This window comes from Saccharicrinis sp. 156 (assembly GCF_050589685.1).
In the GTDB taxonomy this organism is placed as follows: Bacteria; Bacteroidota; Bacteroidia; order Bacteroidales; family Marinilabiliaceae; genus Saccharicrinis.
The window spans coordinates 26,241-44,443 of record NZ_JBNGOS010000047.1 but is presented as its reverse complement, the minus strand read 5'-3'; the positions used below and the strand labels follow the sequence as shown (position 1 = coordinate 44,443).

The window sequence follows — 18,203 nt, the reverse complement described above, 5'->3', positions numbered from 1 at the left end:
GGGGAAATTATTCCTAAACCCATTACCTACCTGTTGGAACGAAGTAGCCTGTCCCGATACAAAGAAGATGATTTAACGGTTGGCGGAAAATCGGCACATGGCACCCTCCTATCCAAACAGTGCAAAGACTTTCCCCTTTAGGGGCCAGGGGTGAACGTAGCATGTTACAAGGAAAGGGGAACCCGGATGAATTGCAGCAATGCAACATCCTGCGGGGGATTGACTTAGCATGTTATCTTCCGCATCAAGGCAAAATGAACAAACAACACTTGAAAAGATAATATAAAGCCAATTCTCCAAAACGAATCCTCCTATATCGACAACGTGCGGAGGCTTGCCGGAAAGCATTAGCCATAAAAAAAGCTCCCTTAAGGAGCTTTTTTTTATTTTTTGTAAAGTCTTGTTTTTCGCTTGCTAGGTCGTCTATACTTTGTTCTGGACCTCTTATAAAGGCTACGCGTTTTTAAGTAAGCCTTTCTGTTGTATTTGGGCGAGTTCCTCCATTGACTGTCGTCAAACAAGTAGGTGATACCAATAGTCGCTACATAAAAGAAGTCACTGGCACCTGTAACAACAGTTTGCTGCTGAGGAGTACCATAACCAATATACCATTCATCATGGCCGTCCAATTGATCGGAAAATACCTTATTAGCAATGATTTCTGCAGTAACGCTAAAATGGCTATTCCAATAGTAATTTACTCCACCTCCAAAAGAAATAACAGGAGTAGCCCCACTTACTTCTCTCCAAACCGATCCTGGTTCTGTAATCGATGGTCCTGCACCTCCCCAATATTCTGTAGCACTAAATTGTAAAATACCTCCTTCTGCAATTATATATGGTTTAAATAAACGCTGCTTAAACAACCCCAAAGATAAATCTAAAGGTCTAAAGGTAGCTCCCAGGCTAAACTGAATAAAAGAGTTATCAAATGTAGCATAAGGTTCTGAATATTCATCCTCAATTTGCGTCCCCTTCATGGAACCATAATTCAGGTCGGCCCTGGCGTTTAAATAAGGCAGTAATTCCTTTTCTGCAGCTACACCAAACACATAATTTGTCCTGTCTTCAGAAACCAAATCGCCGAAAAACATATTGACCCCGGCTTTAGGCTGTATCTTAAAACCTTCGAGAAACTGCCTCCTCTTGGTCCTGTACTGTGAGAATACAGAAACAGAAAACATTAATATTATGCAGCCCATCAGAGCCTTTTTAAGGTGTTGTTGCATTTAGATTAGTTTATCGACAGGTTTATTACGTATAAAAATGACAAAAAGTTTAAAAAAAGAAAATCTTTTCAATATTTTATACTTATTTGATGCTTTAAATTGTCTGCAAATATCTTTATAGCTTAGGATATAACGTAATTTACCTATAATTAAAATAGTGATAAAATGCACTTCAACCATCATCTTACCACTACCTATAATACATCTAATAAGTGCAAAAATAAAATTTAATCTTAATCCAAAGGCACTAATCTGTATTTTTTTATGATATTTTTAGTTGAGCGGCCTTAATTTGTCGAGCAAGATCAAAATTTCAATTACCAACATGCGTTTAAACCCGGATAAAATGGTTTTAAGTGATGCCATCCGTTGCCCATATCTCTGTATGTTATCGTATATATTCCCGGCACTTACCGAATCAACTTAAAATCCATTTAGCATCTTTTTTAGGTTTTCGATATTTACCGTATTTGTTATTATTTTGCCCTCCGGTGAATAACACATATCAATTTCCTTTTGAAAAAAGGTGCCTACCTTATCCCTGACCATCTTCATCGTGCTATTTATCAGTTTGTTTTGTTCTGTAAACGGCTCTGAAGCTACGGCAAAAGTGGAAGGAAGCCATCGCTGCGGAAATAAGGTTTCATGCCTGCCTCCTTTTTTGAATTTATTTAGTTCCCTTTCTATCAAAATTAGTATTTCCTCAGTACTATTTTCCTTGCTCAAGGCTTTTATTTTTTCGATATTAGGCACCACGATGGCAGTCGTATAAGGATTTTGATTGTTGTAAAGCATCACCTGATCAATGAGGTCGCAGTGATCAATGATGGCTTCTTCTATACCCTCCGGGCTGTACTTTTCTCCGTCGGAACCAATCAAAAGGCTTTTAAACCTCCCTTTAACATACAGATAGTTCTCTTCATCCAGGTATCCCAGGTCACCTGTATAAAGCCAACCCTGCTTTATGGTATCTCGGGTGGCGTCCGGGTTCTTCCAGTAACCTTTCATTACGTTTTCCCCTCGAATGACGATTTCCCCGAGTTGACCGGTTCCAAGCGCTTTTCCATTGTCATCGCAAACCTGAATCTCCAGATTATTGACAATCTTCCCCGAAGAACCCAGTTTGTGGTATTTGGGTGTATTGGCCGAAATAATAGGCGAAGCTTCGCTTAATCCATACCCCTGGTACATAGGGATTCCGATGGCATAAAAGAATTGTTGGAGTTCAAAATCAAGAAGGGCTCCCCCACCAATAAAAAAAGTCAGGTTACCTCCAAAACCAATCTTGATCTTGTTAAATATTATTTTATCAAACAGGCTCAACAAAGGTTTGGCCACCCATTTTATTCCTGCACCTTTGTTGTTGCCGGTACCATTGTACCAATAAGATAGCTTCAATGCGAACCTAAATAATGAAAATATTGCCTTTCCCTTCTGCTCAATGCTTTTTTCTATATTCTTTTTAAAGTTTTTGGCCATTGCCGGAACACTCATCAATACATGCGGCTGTATCTCACGAATGTTGTTGGTGAAGTTTTTCAGGGTCTCCAACTGTGTTTTCCCCACCTGAACGGAAGCTATACTTGCACCTGTATCCATAAACGAATAAAGGGCAGCGGTATGCGCAAAAGCATGGTCCCAGGGCAATACCACCAAAGTTCGGTATGCAGCCGGGATATTAATGTAGCTAAATGCCTGCTCTACATTAGCCGTATAGTTTCGTTGCGAAAGCATGATGCCTTTGGGCTGGGCCGTTGTACCGGAGGTGTAGGTGATGGTTGCAATGTCATCCGGGTTCACATCTTGGGTAAGTATCTCGTAGGCTTGTGGATCTTTGTATAGTATTTTTTTTCCTGTTTCAATGATAGTTTGAATATCCATTTCGTCCTCTTCCAGCGGTAAATCCGGCGTGAAAACCACTATTTTTTTAAGCTCCGGAAGATCTTTTTTTACGATCCTTATTTTTTCCAGCTGATTTTGAGATACCAGTATATATGTACTCTCAGAGTGCTTTAAACGAAATATTAAATCATTATCGGGCTCCAACTTTACAGAAAGGGGAACAGTAATGGCCTTGTTGCTCAATACTGCCAACTCACTCATCAACCATAAATTTCTGCCTTCGGAAAGTAAAGCCAGCCGTTCACCGGAAGAAACACCTAATTCCCTTAACCCCAATGCCAACTGCCGAACAAGGACATATGTTTCTTTATAACTTGTAGGTTTAAAGGTCTGATGGTTCTTTTCCCACAGTAAGGTATTGTCCGGAAATTGTTCTACTTTTTTCTTGAAGAAACTGATAATTGATTCCATATGATGGTTCTGATAAATATAATTTCACAAATATAGCCCAAATAATTCAAGATTTATTTCTGTCTCTGACAACGACAGTGATTCATTATAACGATTTTCAAAAGTCAATGCCTATTTCAGTCGGCACGAAGTCATGTTTAGGTTTTGTTCATCCAATTGGCTTTTAGATGAAATCCAATGATAATTTTGGGATAATTTACTGTCCATAATCGAACAGTTTTTGACAACAACCGAACAGTTTTAAAGACCGACATAAACACCCCAACCCTCCTATCTATCTCACTGTATGTCTATTAATACATACTGGCAAGATTATTGATTTCCATCAGCAATACGCACTAAACTTCAATAAAAACTAAATTAATTAAGACTCACATAAACCGGATCACAATGAAAAGAAATATGGCATTATTGGGTGTATTGCTTTTGGGTATAAGTGTATTCGCTAAAAACGAAAACGGATATCAAAGCGAAGAAGATAGCATTGAATGCTTAAAAAAGTTTTCCCTCTATTCTTTAAACCTGAAAAAAAGAATGTACGACTACGCGGTTGAACCATGGAATTATATGTTTACAAATTGTCCGCAAACCAGCGTGAAATTATATTCCGACGGAATTAAAATTTACCATCATTATTACTCTACGGCAAAAACCAAGCTGCGTAAATCGGAAGTGGTGGATACCATTATGATGATTTACAACCAACGTATACAGTATTATTCATCCCACCCCAAATACCCCGAGGGATGGATTTTGGGAAGAAAAGCCCTGGATTTAATGAAGTACAGAAGAGGCCAGGCCCAAGCCATGAAAGATGCCTATGATTGGTTTTCAAAATCGTTCGAGTTACAAGGAGACAAATCGGAAGATGCGGTGCTGTTTACCTGGCTGAAGACTTCAAATAGCCTGCTGGATCATGGCGACCTTAACGAACAACAGTTCTTAAACGACTTTTTAGCCATTTCCACCGTTTTGGATGTACAATTGGCCAAGGCCAGTCCGAAAGTAAAACCACGTATATTAAAAATAAGAAAAGGGTGTGAAGATGTATTGATCAGAAGCGGAGCGGGGGGATGTGGCGTGGTCGAACCATTATTGACCGACCAGTTTAATGCGGACAGCGAAAACCCGGATAATATTGCAAGAATATTGAACCTGTTGGATAAACTGGAATGCAACCAATCAACACTCTATTTTAAGGCCGTTGAAAAAAACTATGCCATCAGCCCCTCTCATAGCTCGGCGCACCATTTGGCAAAGATGTTTGTTAAAAAAGGGGACTTTACAAAAGCTGCAGAATATTACCATAAAGCCATTGTTATATGTGACGATAACGAAGCCCAGTCAACATATAATTACGAACTGGCCGTGCTGGAATTTGCACACAACAAGAACTATCAGAAGGCAAGGCAATATGCCCGCGAAGCCATATCCTTACATGGAGACTGGGGAAAACCATATTTGTTGCTAGGAAATATTTATGCCGCCGGAAGCAAGAACTATGGCAAAGATGATTTTGAGCAAGCCACGGTTTATTGGGTAGCTATCGACAATTTTTCAAAAGCAAGGCAAATTGACCCGGAATGTGCAGCTGAGGCAGAAAAGCAAATTGCCCTGTACTCAAAATATATTCCAGATCAGGAAACCGGTTTCTTTCATGGTTTACAGGAAGGGGATTCGTATAAACTGGGAGCCTGGATCAATGAAAGTACTAAAGTGAGGTTCAGGTAAGGTGTTATTGGTCATGGGATAGTGGGCATGGCTAAACAATGCGGATCAAAGGTTGGGAATACCGGCATTTATAATAGGCTGAAAACCTTACATCACAAAACAAGGGGCCTCGCCCCTTGCCATTTCATCATGTTATTCTCATACGGCAAGTCTGAAACAAAGCTATTAACTACCATGCTTTCAGACTTATTGCAATATCATTTAAATTTAATGTTTGATACGATTCGCGTATGACCATTGCCCCATGACCTGCTTAACCCGGATTATGTATTGGAGGTTCGTCATGAGCATTGCAAGTACCATAAAACAAGGCATTACCGAAACGACGCATAACTTGTCCCGATTACTTTCGGGAGCATCGTTCTGGTGAGTTGAAGTGATGCAACGAAGTGTCTTGTTTTAAAGTAATTTCAATGTGTAATAGAATTTCTAATGCATATTGCGGGTTTAACCGCATACTAATAATTATTTTCTTTAACCTGGAAATAAGCGCGGTCGTGCAAGCAAGCCGGACATTTCTGTGGGGCCTTTGTTCCTTCATGAAGGAAACCACAATTACGACACTTCCAAACTACTTTGCCATCCTTTTCAAATACCTTGCCTGCTTCCAGGTTGCTGTACAAAGTAAGGTATCTTTCCTCGTGGAAAGCTTCTACCTTAGCAATCATCTTAAAGGCCACTGCCACTTCTTTAAACCCTTCTTCTTCCGCAATTTTAGCAAACTCAGGATATAATTCCGTCCACTCCTCGTTTTCGCCTTCAGCAGCAGCTTTCAGATTGTCGAGTGTGGTGCCAATGATACCGGCAGGATAGGTAGCGGTGATTTCAACCATCCCACCTTCCAGGAATTTAAAAAAGCGTTTAGCGTGCTCCCTTTCTTGCTCGGCTGTTTCCGTAAAAATGGCCGAAATCTGCTCCAGTCCTTCTTTTTTAGCTTGTTTGGCGAAGTATGTATATCTGTTTCGCGCCTGTGATTCCCCGGCAAAAGCTTTCAGTAAATTTTGCTCTGTTTTTGTTCCTTTTAAACTTTTCATAATTGCTTGTTTAATTATTGGCTGTATTTATATTTGAAAAGTAAAGGTACTAAATTATGTAGGGGGGTAGGTCGATCCATGGGCAATTTAGAATGTTTCTAACTTTTATTCAAAAGGAATTATAACCTGCAGTCAACAGCCAGCAGTTGTCGGTACGACGGACCGGGAACTGTTATCCGAGATCTGTCTTCAGGAGCTTGATAAATCTTTTAATGTCAGCAATCGTCCTCCGTCGCCAGTGCAATCAGGATAGAAAATCTCACTTTGCTGTGGTTTAACCCGGATACCTATTATAAAGGTATATAATGGGCATTAAAAATACGATAAAACAAAGCGTTGCCGAAACGAGGCATAACTTGTCCCGATTACTTTCGGAGGCTCCGCTCCGGTGAGTTGAAGCAACTCAATGAAATGCCTTGTTTTGACGCAGTTGATCTGCGTAAGAGGATTTCTAATGCATATGGCGGGTTTTAGTCATGTTTAGATTGTGTTCATCGAACCGGCCATTTGAAAAACAAGGAGAAACTGCCGTTGCAGCATCTCCAGTAGGTTTTTATAGATTGTTATGTTTTCCAAAGTCACGTTGCGCTTTTAATACATTTCCTAAATGCAGGATCATATTTTGCGTCTCGTGTAAAAAGTTCAAATAAAGCATGCTAGTATGTGTACTTGATTTTTCCTTTTTGATTCTGCGCAACTGTTTTTTACGTAAATCCTTCAGATTATCCATTGTTGCCAACAACTCGGAAGAAAGCGGATCTAAATCAGTGTAAGATCCTTTGTTAATCATATTAATCACTTTACTGATTAAAACTTCTACCTCACCTTTTAATACACTAACATCTTTAAATTGATCGGAAGTAAATGGTGAATGATTATTATCTAAATGTTCGTAAAACGGCTGTGCTATATAGGTAAGTGCATGAGCTGATTCTCTTAGGTAATCGATTACCTGCACGTAATGTAAGCTTGAGTCAATATCAGATTCCTGTAATTTTTTAACCGTTTTGTAGATATTGTTTTTGTACTTTTTAATGGTTTTATTAACCTGGCTAATTTCTTTTTGTTTTTGCTTTAACTCTTTTCTGTTTTCCGCTTGAAAACAAGTTAATGATGCAGAATAAAGATCTGAAATCTGTCTTAACGAAGCTGTTACATTGCGTGTGCACTTGTCGAACAATACTTTGGCCAGGGCTTTTTCTTCAACTTCCTCAAGATCGACTTCTTCAGTTACCAACCTGCTTGCGCTAATTTTCTTGCTTATAATTTGAGTTCTGTAAATTAATATTAAGGATAGGATGATAAGTGCGAAAACGGCATATATTCCACCAAAATAAATAATATTGGCCATAATGAAAGCGACAGTAAATGCGGAGAAAGCAGTCAAAAACCATCCTCCAATTACCGAAAGCACACCTGTTACTCGATAAACAGCGCTTTCGCGCCCCCAGGCACCATCGGTTAATGAGCTACCCATAGCTACCATAAAAGTGACATAGGTTGTGGACAAAGGCAACTTATAAGATGTGGCCATAGAAATAAGAATACTTGCCACCACCAGATTCACTGACGCTCTCAACATATCAAAAGCCGGAGCTTCATCACCTAATTCGTTTCTTTTCTTTTCGTAATTGGATGGATCGAACTGTTTGTCGATACCGGATTTAATATGTACGGGGATAAACTTGTTGAAAGTATTTGACATGTTAACAACACCATGGACAATAACACGCGAAAGGTATGAAGATCCAAACCTTTCCTCTCCTTCATGTTGCCGGGCCAAATCAAGCGATGTTTTTACAACGCTGCGCGCTTTTCTCGATGTCCATAGTGTGGCTACCATGATTAATCCGGCGATCACAAGTAGGTAAGTGTCCGTTTTCACTTTCCCGGCCAACGATTCCATTAATAAGCTATCTGCCGCAACGCCGGAAGCTTTGAATATTTTAAAGGATTCAAAACCGGCCAAAGGCACACCCACAAAGTTAACTAAATCGTTCCCGGCAAATGCCATAGCCAAGGCAAAGGTTCCGACCAATACGGTTAATTTAAGTATATCTGTTTTAAAGATTATACGCATTAACTGCAATAAAATCGTCCATCCCACAAAACAGATGCTGATAATTTGAATGGTATTTGCCTTCACCCAATCTTTTGAGGCATCATCCATAAAAGAAGCGCCTTTGACCCCCTTAATCAAAATAAAATAGGTAATGGAAGTAATGGCAATTCCTCCCCAAAGAGCGCCCATATATTTAAGTCGCTTGTCGTAATTAAAAGAAAAAACAAGCCGGGTCAGATATTGAACAATGGCTCCTGCGGAAAAGGCCACTACCACAGATAGCAGTATACCTGAAATAATGGCAAGCGCCTTGGCCGTGTTTATATACTCACTGATAGGAATGTCTGGATTCTTCGTAAACTTGATAACTGAAACAGCAATGGCACCTCCCAACAGTTCAAAAACAATGGAAACGGTAGTTGAGGTTGGCATCCCAAAGGTGTTGAACAGGTCCAGAAGCAATACATCCGTTATCATTACTGCCAAAAAGATGATCATGATTTCGGAGAAATAGAAGTGTTGCGGATTGAAAATCCCTTTTCGTGCAACCTCCATCATACCGCTTGAAAAAGTAGCTCCAATAAAAATACCCAGGGCGGCGATAATCATGATTACCTTAAATGGTGCGGCCTTAGACCCCAGTGCCGAGTTAAGAAAGTTAACAGCATCGTTACTGACACCAACCACCAAATCTGAAATAGCCAGAACAAACAATACGACTATCAGAATCACATAAGCATTTTCCATTATAGTTAAATTATAGTTTATTTTGCGGCGCAAACATAGGTAGTTATCACACTATACTTGTTTGTTAAATATTAATTTAATGTTATCTGAATGTTAAGTTGTTAAATATCCGAAATATATTAACGATCAATTAATTAATATTTTGTACTTATGTTTGCTTTAAAAATCCTGTCCTTTGATACTCAATAAGTTTAATTTTCTATGACTGATGTAGCCCTACTATTAGTGTTAAGAAAAAGTTATTAAACCTGCCGTCATATATTCAAACATGTTTCTAATATAGGTATGGTCCGATGTCAACAACAAAGGCTCAAATAAAATTTTAATCTGTAGATTTTTATTCTATTTTTGCTCACCCTTACAATATAGACAGAAGTTGACAGTATACCAAAATCATTCAATATTGATTGGTAAAACGCAGATCACATTCAATGTGCAATGTAAGTAAAAATCTCTTTAAATATGAATGCACAAGTATCACTATCATTTAATATTGTGAAATATAATAAATCAGTACGGCTTGGTTTGTAAAACAAAGTTCACTAAATTATAAAATGGTTTGTTGTAATTAAAGGAACTCAACTTGATTTTTAATACATGCTAGTACAGTATTTAATCGATGGCATCATAATCGGATTTTCTGCCTCCATTCCTCTTGGACCAATCGGAGTGTTGTGCATTCAGCGCACGTTAAACAAGGGGCGCTGGTCTGGCTTTATATCCGGTATGGGAGCTGCCTTCAGCGATACCATATATGCTGTTGCCGCAGGTTTTAGCCTTTCCTTTATTATTAGCTTTATTGAAAAACAACTGCTTTACATTCAAATTTTCGGTGCCATATTATTGATTTTACTCGGAATTAATATTTTTTACAGTAACCCTGCAGTACAGTTACGTAAACAACGAAAAGGAAAGTCTAATTTATTCCAGGATTTCATCTCCACTTTTTTCATCACCATATCCAATCCATTGGCTATTTTTTTATTTCTGGCCTTCTTTGCCAGTTTTGGTGCGGTAAAGCCCGGTGTTGATGCCTTCAGTCACTTCGTTTTAATCGGGGGAGTGTTGTGTGGGGCTTCCCTTTGGTGGTTTATCCTTTCCTCCCTAATCAATCTTTTCCGTTCAAAAATTAACCTTCGCCGACTTTGGTGGCTGAACAAGATTACCGGTGCCGCCATCGTTATTTTGGTCATTATCGGCTTTATTATATTCATGATCGACAGCCCGTTGGATTAATTCATACGCATTGACCGGCAGTTTCTGGTCCACTGGAACCCTTGTGTATCGTAAAAAATATAGCTTAGGCATTCACGGCGTTGTATTTTGTTCGGTAATACATTAACAACTTATCCTGATTATTAAATAACATATTCCGTTTGGCTAACGACAAATAACTATGAGAATATTGACTATGAAAGCGGCGAATCAGGCTCTTTGGCCATATGGTTATAGGTTAGTTTTTCCAGGGTTCGGGGCATCCATTTTTTCAACCATACGGTCAGCTTTCCCTCCACAAAGGTCAGTATAAGGGTAGCTTTACGCTTTTTGATGGCATTGGCCACGCGCAAGGCCACTTCTTCCGCAGTCATCATTTTGTCTTCTTTCCTTGGGGTTTCTCCCTGCTGGGAACCATCATTCGTTAAAGCTGTTTTTCGTATGTTAGAAGCGGTAAAGCCGGGAGCCGCAATTAAAACATGCAAACCATTTTTGAGGTTCTCTACCCGCAGGGTTTCCAGAAAACCATGCATAGCATATTTACTCGCCGAATAGCCTGAACGGGCAGGCAAGCCGATAAAACCTGCAATAGAAGAGATACCTGTTACCGAACCTTTGGATTCCAGCAAATACGGAAGTGCATATTTGGTGCAGTAAACCGTTCCCCAAAAATTGACATCCATTAATTGCTTGAGCACAGAAAGATCCACATCTTTAAAAAGTGCCCGCATCGACAATCCGGCATTATTGATCAATACATCTATCCGCCCAAAAACCTCCACGGACTTTTCCACCAGCTTCTTACAATCCTCTTCTTTGCTTACATCGGTAGTCACGCTGATGACTTCGGTACCTGCTGATTTTAGTTCCTCTCCCACTTGTTTTAGCTTATCGGCAGACCTGGCCGCCAGTACCAGTTTCGATCCGCGGCGAGAAAACTCTTTAGCCAGGGCTAGCCCAATTCCAGAAGAGGCCCCTGTGATAATGACTACTTTATTTTGCATGGTAAATTATTTTGTCGGCAAAAGTAAAAAAAAAAGGTAAGTCCACCGAACGTGCCGGCCAACTTACCTTTAGGGGTAAAAAACAACTATCTTATTATAAATTCTTAGTATATAGAGAAAAACACGAATCAAGAACCCTAAAGGGCTTTAACCCATGATTGGACTACAACACTACTTCTCCCACAAGCCTTCCATTTCTTCCAAGGTCTTCCCTTTTGTTTCAGGAACCATTTTCCAGACGAATATTGCAGACAGAATACTCATTACACCATAAAACATGTAAGTGGCTCCTCCGCTAAACTCCATCATAGCAGGATAAGTTGATGAGATAAAGTAGTTGGCTGACCACTGCGCCGCAACTGCAATTGCAATTGCCTTACCTCTTATCTTATTGGGGAATATCTCACCGATTAACACCCAGCAAATAGGACCCCAACTCATCATAAATGAAGCCGTATAAATAATAATAAATACCAATGTACTTATTCCAATTACCTCCATAAACGCTAACATACCAATCGCAATCATACCAATCGCCATACCAATAGAACCCGTAACTAACAAAGGTTTGCGTCCCCATTTATCCACCGTTAAAATAGCCACCACCGTAAATATGACATTTATTAATCCCATTACAATCGTTTGTAACATGGAAGCATCTTTAGCAGCGCCCATACTTTCAAAAATACGAGGGGCATAATACAAGGCCACATTAATCCCTACAAATTGCTGAAAAACAGAAAGGAGTATACCTATTACAATAACTATCTTACCATAAGAGAACAATTTTGCAGAATGCTTTTGTACTGTTCCTTTAATTTCTTCCAGAATATTTTGAGCTGCTTCTTTTCCATTAATCCTTTCCAGAATAGACAAAGCTTTACTATCGTGTCCTTGCATTGCTAAATATCGGGGTGTCTCGGGCACCAACAATACCAGTAATCCGAATAAAGCGGCAGGAATTGATTCCGATAGAAACATATAACGCCAACCAATATTATTAATCCATTCTATAGATTGTCCTTTTGCAATTCTCCAGTTGACAAAATACACCACCAACATACCAAAAATGATAGCAAATTGGTTAAACGAGATAAGTCTTCCTCTAATATGAGCCGGAGCAATCTCACTAATATACATTGGACTAACCGCTGAAGCTAAACCAACACCGATACCTCCAATTATTCTGTAGAAATTGAACATATAAAGCAAACCCATGGTCGCTTTACCTGGTTCAAAAAATAGAAACTCCGGTTTTCCAGACCCCAAGGCGGAGATGAAAAATAAAATGGCTGCAACCAATAGCGATTTCTTACGTCCTAAACGCGACGCTAATAAACCAGAAATGGCTCCACCAATTATACAACCAATTAAAGCACTTGACACAGTTGCTCCATGCACAAACGAGCTTAAATTCAGACCTTTAATCAAGAAAGCCTGAATGGACTTTTCAGCCCCGGATATTACCGCTGTATCATAACCAAATAACAAGCCCCCTAAGGTGGCTACCAATGTTAATAGTATGATATAGCCTATATTATTTTTTTGATTCATATGATGTAGATTAATATTAGTTTTTTGTGATTTATAACTTACAAAGTTGAGGTGAGGAATAGAAATAAACCGGGGCGGTGATCAGTCCGCCCCGGTTTAAAAATATAATCTACATATACCAATTCATCATTTGCTCGTAAAGCTCTTGCTTTCCGCTTAACATGGCCGGCTCACCTACTTCTTTACCAATTTTGGCAAGATCTTCAAGTGTTAAACCACCCGCAGCAAACTCAGCACCTTTGCCTGAATTAAATGAAGCGTAACGATCTGCCCTCATTTTCAAGTAATCCGATTCTTGCATGATTCTATCAGCGATAACCAATGCTCTGGCAAACACATCCATACCACCAATGTGAGCGATAAAGATATCTTCCAGGTCAGTTGAATTACGACGCACTTTTGCATCGAAGTTGATACCACCATCAATTAAACCACCACCTTGCAATACTTCAAGCATAGCACATGTTGACTCGGTGATGTTTGTTGGGAATTCATCCGTGTCCCATCCGTTTTGGTAATCACCTTTGTTGGCATCAATAGAACCTAACATTCCATTGTCCGCAGCTACCCTTAATTCGTGTTCCATGGTGTGCCCGGCTAAAGTAGCATGGTTCACTTCGATGTTTAATTTAAAATCTTTATCTAAACCATAGTTTTTCAAAAATCCAATAACAGTATGTGCATCCTGGTCGTATTGGTGCTTTGTTGGCTCCATAGGTTTAGGCTCAATAAAGAAAGTACCTTTAAATCCTTGCTTACGTGCATAATCACGAGCCATTCCCAGCATACGGCCAAGGTTATCCAACTCTTGTTTCATATTGGTATTGTGCAGGCTCATATAACCTTCACGTCCTCCCCAGAATACATAACCAGTACCGCCAAGAGCGATAGTCGCATCGATAGCATTTTTTATTTGAACACCTGCGTTAGCCACCACATTAAAATCAGGGTTGGTAGCAGCTCCGTTCATATAACGAGGGTCAGAGAATACATTAGCGGTACCCCAAAGCAACTTAACGCCCGAAGCAGCTTGCTTTTCTTTAGCTACATCAACAATTTGCGCTAATTTTTTCTCAATATCTAAAACTGAGCCACCTCCAACAAGGTCGGTATCATGGAAACAATAATGAGGAACACCTAATTTTGTGATAAATTCGAAAGCAGCATCCATTTTTTGCTTGGCAGCATCCATTTCGCTTGAAGCCACATCCCAGGCAAATTTTTGTGTTCCCGGACCAAATGGGTCACCACCGTCACCACAGAAAGTATGCCAGTAAGCAATGGCAAAGCGCAAGTGCTCTTTCATCGTTTTCCCGGCCACCACACGGTTTTCATCATACCATTTAAAAGCCAAAGGATTTTTCGATTCCGGTCCTTCAAACTTAATTTTTTCTATTCCTTTAAAGTATTCCTTATTACCAATTAAAACGTCCATTACTTCTGTTTTAGAGATTAATAATTATATTATTTGTTTAAATTCTTATATGTAAAGGGCATCAGCTCCAAAATCAATGGGCAAGCACTAACTCCAAAGAGAAGAGCTTCAATAATGCTTTTGTTGTTTACAATTTATTCAGTGCTTCTTTCCATCTTTCGTAGGCTTCTGATGTTGCTGCAACATCAGCCTGATTTGGCTCTATGGTATCTACCTTTTTCAATCCTCCGAATGCTTCTTCAAACGATTTATAGATTCCGGCACCAACACCTGCCCCTCTGGCAGCCCCAGCCGAACCATCCGTATTGTACAACTCAATAGTCGCTCCGGAAATATTGGAAACCGTGTTCTTGAAGATGGGACTCAAAAACATATTGGCTTGCCCTGCGCGAATTAATTCACTCTTAATTCCCATATCCGCCATGATGTCCATTCCATATTTGAAAGAGAAAGCGATACCTTCTTGCGCTGCACGGTACATATGCGCAGGACTGTGAACATTAAAGTTAAGGTGATTGATTTGAGAACCATAGTCCACATTTTTAAGAATACGCTCGGCGCCGTTTCCGAAGGGTAGTATAGTTAAACCTTCCGATCCGATAGGTACGCCAGCCGCCATGTCATTCATTTCCGGATAGCTTACTTCTTTACCTACATTCTTATTCATCCAGGAGTTTAAGATACCTGTTCCGTTGATACACAATAGTACACCTAAACTTGGCGTTGGCATTTTATGGTTTACATGCGCAAAAGCATTTACCCTGGAATCGTTATCGTAAACATTTTTATCGGTAACACCATAAACAACACCCGAAGTACCTCCCGTGGCCGCTACCTCACCCGGATTCAGGACGTTTAACGAGAAGGCGTTGTTTGGCTGGTCACCTGCTCTGTAGGTTACTTTAATTCCTTTGGGTAATCCAAATTCCTCTGCAACAGCATCAAGAATCGTTCCCTGGTCGCAGAATGAAGTTTTGGCTTCAGGTACAAAAGATTTTTCCAACCCATAATACGCCATCAGTTTGTCAGAAACGCCATCTTTAGGAAACTCCCAAAACATACCTTCCGAAAGACCGGATATGGTGGTTAACGCTTCTCCCGTCATACGGAAAGCAATATAATCGCCCGGCAGCATGATTTTATCAATCCGGCTGTATACGTCGGGTTCGTTTTCTTTTACCCACTTTAATTTTGAGGCAGTAAAATTACCTGGAGAATTCAACAGGTTTTGCAAACACCACTCCTCTCCTAAATCTTCAAATGCTTTATTTCCATATTGCGAGGCACGACTATCGCACCAAATAATGGATGGCCGCAATACCTTGCCTGCTTTATCTACTACAACCAAACCATGCATCTGGTATGAAATACCAATGGCTTTAATCTCATCTTTTTTAACATCGGCGTGAGCCAATGCCTTCTGACCTGCCTTTTTTAGGTTTTGATACCATAATTCAGGATCCTGCTCCGCCCATCCCGGCTTTACCGCAGTAATCTCCATTTCCCTTTCGGGGTATTGTGCAGAGGAAACTGTTGCTCCGCTTTCAACATCAAGCACCGATACCTTCACCGATGAACTTCCTATATCAAATCCTAATAGTTGCATGACATTATTTTTATCCGTTCTGGTCTGTTCTGTTTGCAAATTTACATGCTTTAATGTTTTACGCAAGCCATTTTAAGTTTTTTTTTAGCGACAGCCATTTCAAAAACTGGTATTACCAGAAACTACAAGGCCTGCACGACCATGATAAAATATTAATTTAGATTGAAGCTAAACAACTGGCCATTAACCAGAACAGGAAGCAGAACAACATAGGATTCCTTTAAAACATTTCCTCTTTGCAACCTTTCTAATCGATTACGGGACGTATAGGCCGGTCATTGACGGAACGGAGTGAGACATATAGTTGTAACCAAAAAATCCTTACTTGGGGATTGGGTATGGCGAGCTAGCCCTTGATGAAAATCCTCTGCGTAATTATAGTTGTCAGAAGGAATCAAGACCTGGGGCTGTCCCGAAAATATTTTATTATAACAGTAGAACTTACCGATTGCAAAACAATAGACGTACAAATTCCCAACCCACCGCCTCGCGAAATAATTAAGATTCTTGAATCGGTATGTCCCTTCGTTGCATTTGTCAGCGTACTTACCCATAACTTACGGGTTTAAGGGAATGGATTTTATACATGGCGCTTACAATTTGTAGGTTGACTTTGATTTTGTTTGACTATTGAGACAGACCCAAAAGGTTATCAAATTACAATACAACTTAATAGATAGTGTGGTTATCTTTAACCCGCAATATGCATTAGAAATTCTATTACACATTGAAATTACTTTAAAACAAGACACTTTGTTGCCTCACTTCAACTCACCAGAACGATGCTCCCGAAAGTAATCGGGACAAGTGATGCCTCGTTTCAGCAATGCCTTGTTTTATTGTACTTGCAATGCTCATGACGAACCTCCAATACATAATCCGGGTTTAATAAGAAGCTTGGCCAAAGGGAAAACTAAATAAAAAAGCCCTGGCTATTTCTAACCGGGGCTTATACTATAATTTATAGTAATCTTACTTCTTTTTTTTACGTTTATATTTTGCCAAATTTTCCTCGTGTTCATTAATGAGTGATTTCCAATCGGCATGGCTCTCTGCCGAGAAATCGATAGTATGCGAATAATCTTCCTTATCAATTTCCAAGCGTTTAATGGGTTTACCCAAAAAGCCTTCTATTTCAGCCAGTATATCCTTTTCCTCCTCGCTACAAAATGTAATAGCTTGCCCTTTTTCCTTACCCCTGCCTGTTCGGCCAACGCGGTGAACGTAGTTTTCGGACAGTTCGGGTAAATCATAGTTTACCACAAATTCCACGCTCGGAATATCGATTCCCCGCGCACTAACATCTGTTGCAATCAACACTTTGATCTCACCTTTACGAAACAAGTCCAACACTTTTTTACGCTCGTCTTGCTCTTTGCCTCCATGCAACGATTTAGCCTCGATACCTACTCTTTCCATAGCTTTTTCCACCCGCTCGCATCTCACCTTAGTGCGCACAAACACCAATATTTTACTGTTTTCATTTTCCTTGATTAAACGTTCCAGAAAAAAGCGTTTATCATCCATTTCAACATACGTTACCGAATGGTCGATATTGCGTGCGACAGGATCTTTTGGTGAGACCTGAATACGTATAGCATTGCGAACCAGGGAATATGCCAGCTTTTTAATGGTCTCGTTAATGGTGGCCGAAAAGAAAAGTGTTTGCCTTTTCTTGGGCAGATAGGTCATTAAATCGCGGATATCTTTGATAAAACCTAAATCCAACATATGGTCAGCCTCATCCAGAATAAGAATCTCAATCCTGTCGAGCTTGATAAAACCTCGGCTTGCTAAATCGAACATTCGACCCGGGGTAGCAATCAACACATCAATTCCCTTTTCCAGTCTGGCAATCTGCGGTCCTTCTTCTACACCACCGAAAACACAAAACGATTTCACCCTTGTATGCTTGCCAATGGTTTCAAAAACCTGATGAATCTGAATGGCCAACTCACGGGTGGGCACCATAACCAAACACTTAATACCATCCATGCGGCCTTTAATTTTACGCATGTGCAGCTGGTTAATTACAGGAATAGCGAATGCTGCCGTTTTACCTGTCCCCGTTTGTGCAATCGCCAATACATCTTCTCCTTTTAATATGGGAGGTATTGATTTAAATTGAATATCGGTCGGTCTTCGGTAATTTAGCTTTGCCAAGCTGGTTTTTATTTCTGATGCAATGGAATAATCCTCAAATTTCATAATCCTTTCTCGATAAAATATTGCGGCAAAGATACTTTTAAATACCGCTTTATAAAAGTTACATA

11 protein-coding genes are annotated in these 18,203 nt (G+C 39.8%); 2 read left to right on the top strand and 9 right to left on the bottom strand.

What is annotated here, in order from left to right; all coding sequences use genetic code 11:
* Window positions 1-383: 383 nt before the first annotated feature.
* Together ACRD64_RS22030 and ACRD64_RS22025 are read right to left on the bottom strand one after the other, a co-directional pair.
* Window positions 384-1,202, bottom strand: a complete 819-nt coding sequence (locus tag ACRD64_RS22030) for an outer membrane beta-barrel protein (RefSeq protein ID WP_430936156.1) — start codon at window positions 1,200-1,202, stop codon at window positions 384-386.
* Between the two features lie 450 nt (window positions 1,203-1,652).
* Window positions 1,653-3,542, bottom strand: a complete 1,890-nt coding sequence (locus tag ACRD64_RS22025; RefSeq protein WP_430936154.1) for an AMP-dependent synthetase/ligase — start codon at window positions 3,540-3,542, stop codon at window positions 1,653-1,655.
* 390 nt (window positions 3,543-3,932) lie between these two features.
* Here ACRD64_RS22025 and ACRD64_RS22020 point away from each other — a divergent pair, with 390 nt between their 5' ends.
* Window positions 3,933-5,273: a tetratricopeptide repeat protein gene (locus tag ACRD64_RS22020; RefSeq protein WP_430936152.1), complete on the top strand. Its 1,341-nt coding sequence runs from the start codon at window positions 3,933-3,935 to the stop codon at window positions 5,271-5,273.
* 458 nt (window positions 5,274-5,731) lie between these two features.
* Here ACRD64_RS22020 and rbr read toward each other — a convergent pair whose 3' ends face one another.
* Window positions 5,732-6,307 (bottom strand): rubrerythrin, encoded by a 576-nt coding sequence (rbr, locus tag ACRD64_RS22015; RefSeq protein WP_430936150.1) that lies wholly within the window; start codon window positions 6,305-6,307, stop codon window positions 5,732-5,734.
* Window positions 6,308-6,860: 553 nt separating this feature from the next.
* Window positions 6,861-9,116, bottom strand: a complete 2,256-nt coding sequence (locus ACRD64_RS22010; protein WP_430936148.1) for an inorganic phosphate transporter — start codon at window positions 9,114-9,116, stop codon at window positions 6,861-6,863.
* A 597-nt stretch (window positions 9,117-9,713) separates the two neighbouring features.
* Here ACRD64_RS22010 and ACRD64_RS22005 point away from each other — a divergent pair.
* On the top strand, window positions 9,714-10,352 hold the full coding sequence (locus ACRD64_RS22005) for a LysE family translocator (protein WP_430936146.1): 639 nt from the start codon (window positions 9,714-9,716) through the stop codon (window positions 10,350-10,352).
* Between the two features lie 173 nt (window positions 10,353-10,525).
* Here the strand turns inward: ACRD64_RS22005 and ACRD64_RS22000 are convergent, their stop codons facing one another.
* The 5 genes from ACRD64_RS22000 to ACRD64_RS21980 all read right to left on the bottom strand — a co-directional run bounded on the left by ACRD64_RS22000 (window position 10,526) and on the right by ACRD64_RS21980 (window position 18,138).
* A complete protein-coding gene (locus tag ACRD64_RS22000; protein WP_430936144.1) occupies window positions 10,526-11,335 on the bottom strand; it encodes an SDR family oxidoreductase in 810 nt (269 codons plus the stop codon).
* Between the two features lie 171 nt (window positions 11,336-11,506).
* Complete coding sequence (gene xylE / locus ACRD64_RS21995) at window positions 11,507-12,904, bottom strand: D-xylose transporter XylE (protein WP_430936158.1); 1,398 nt, start codon at window positions 12,902-12,904, stop codon at window positions 11,507-11,509.
* 94 nt (window positions 12,905-12,998) lie between these two features.
* A complete protein-coding gene (gene xylA / locus ACRD64_RS21990) occupies window positions 12,999-14,324 on the bottom strand; it encodes a xylose isomerase (RefSeq protein ID WP_430936142.1) in 1,326 nt (441 codons plus the stop codon).
* 127 nt (window positions 14,325-14,451) lie between these two features.
* On the bottom strand, window positions 14,452-15,930 hold the full coding sequence (locus ACRD64_RS21985) for a xylulokinase (protein ID WP_430936140.1): 1,479 nt from the start codon (window positions 15,928-15,930) through the stop codon (window positions 14,452-14,454).
* Between the two features lie 972 nt (window positions 15,931-16,902).
* On the bottom strand, window positions 16,903-18,138 hold the full coding sequence (locus ACRD64_RS21980) for a DEAD/DEAH box helicase (protein WP_430936138.1): 1,236 nt from the start codon (window positions 18,136-18,138) through the stop codon (window positions 16,903-16,905).
* Window positions 18,139-18,203 lie beyond the last annotated feature (65 nt).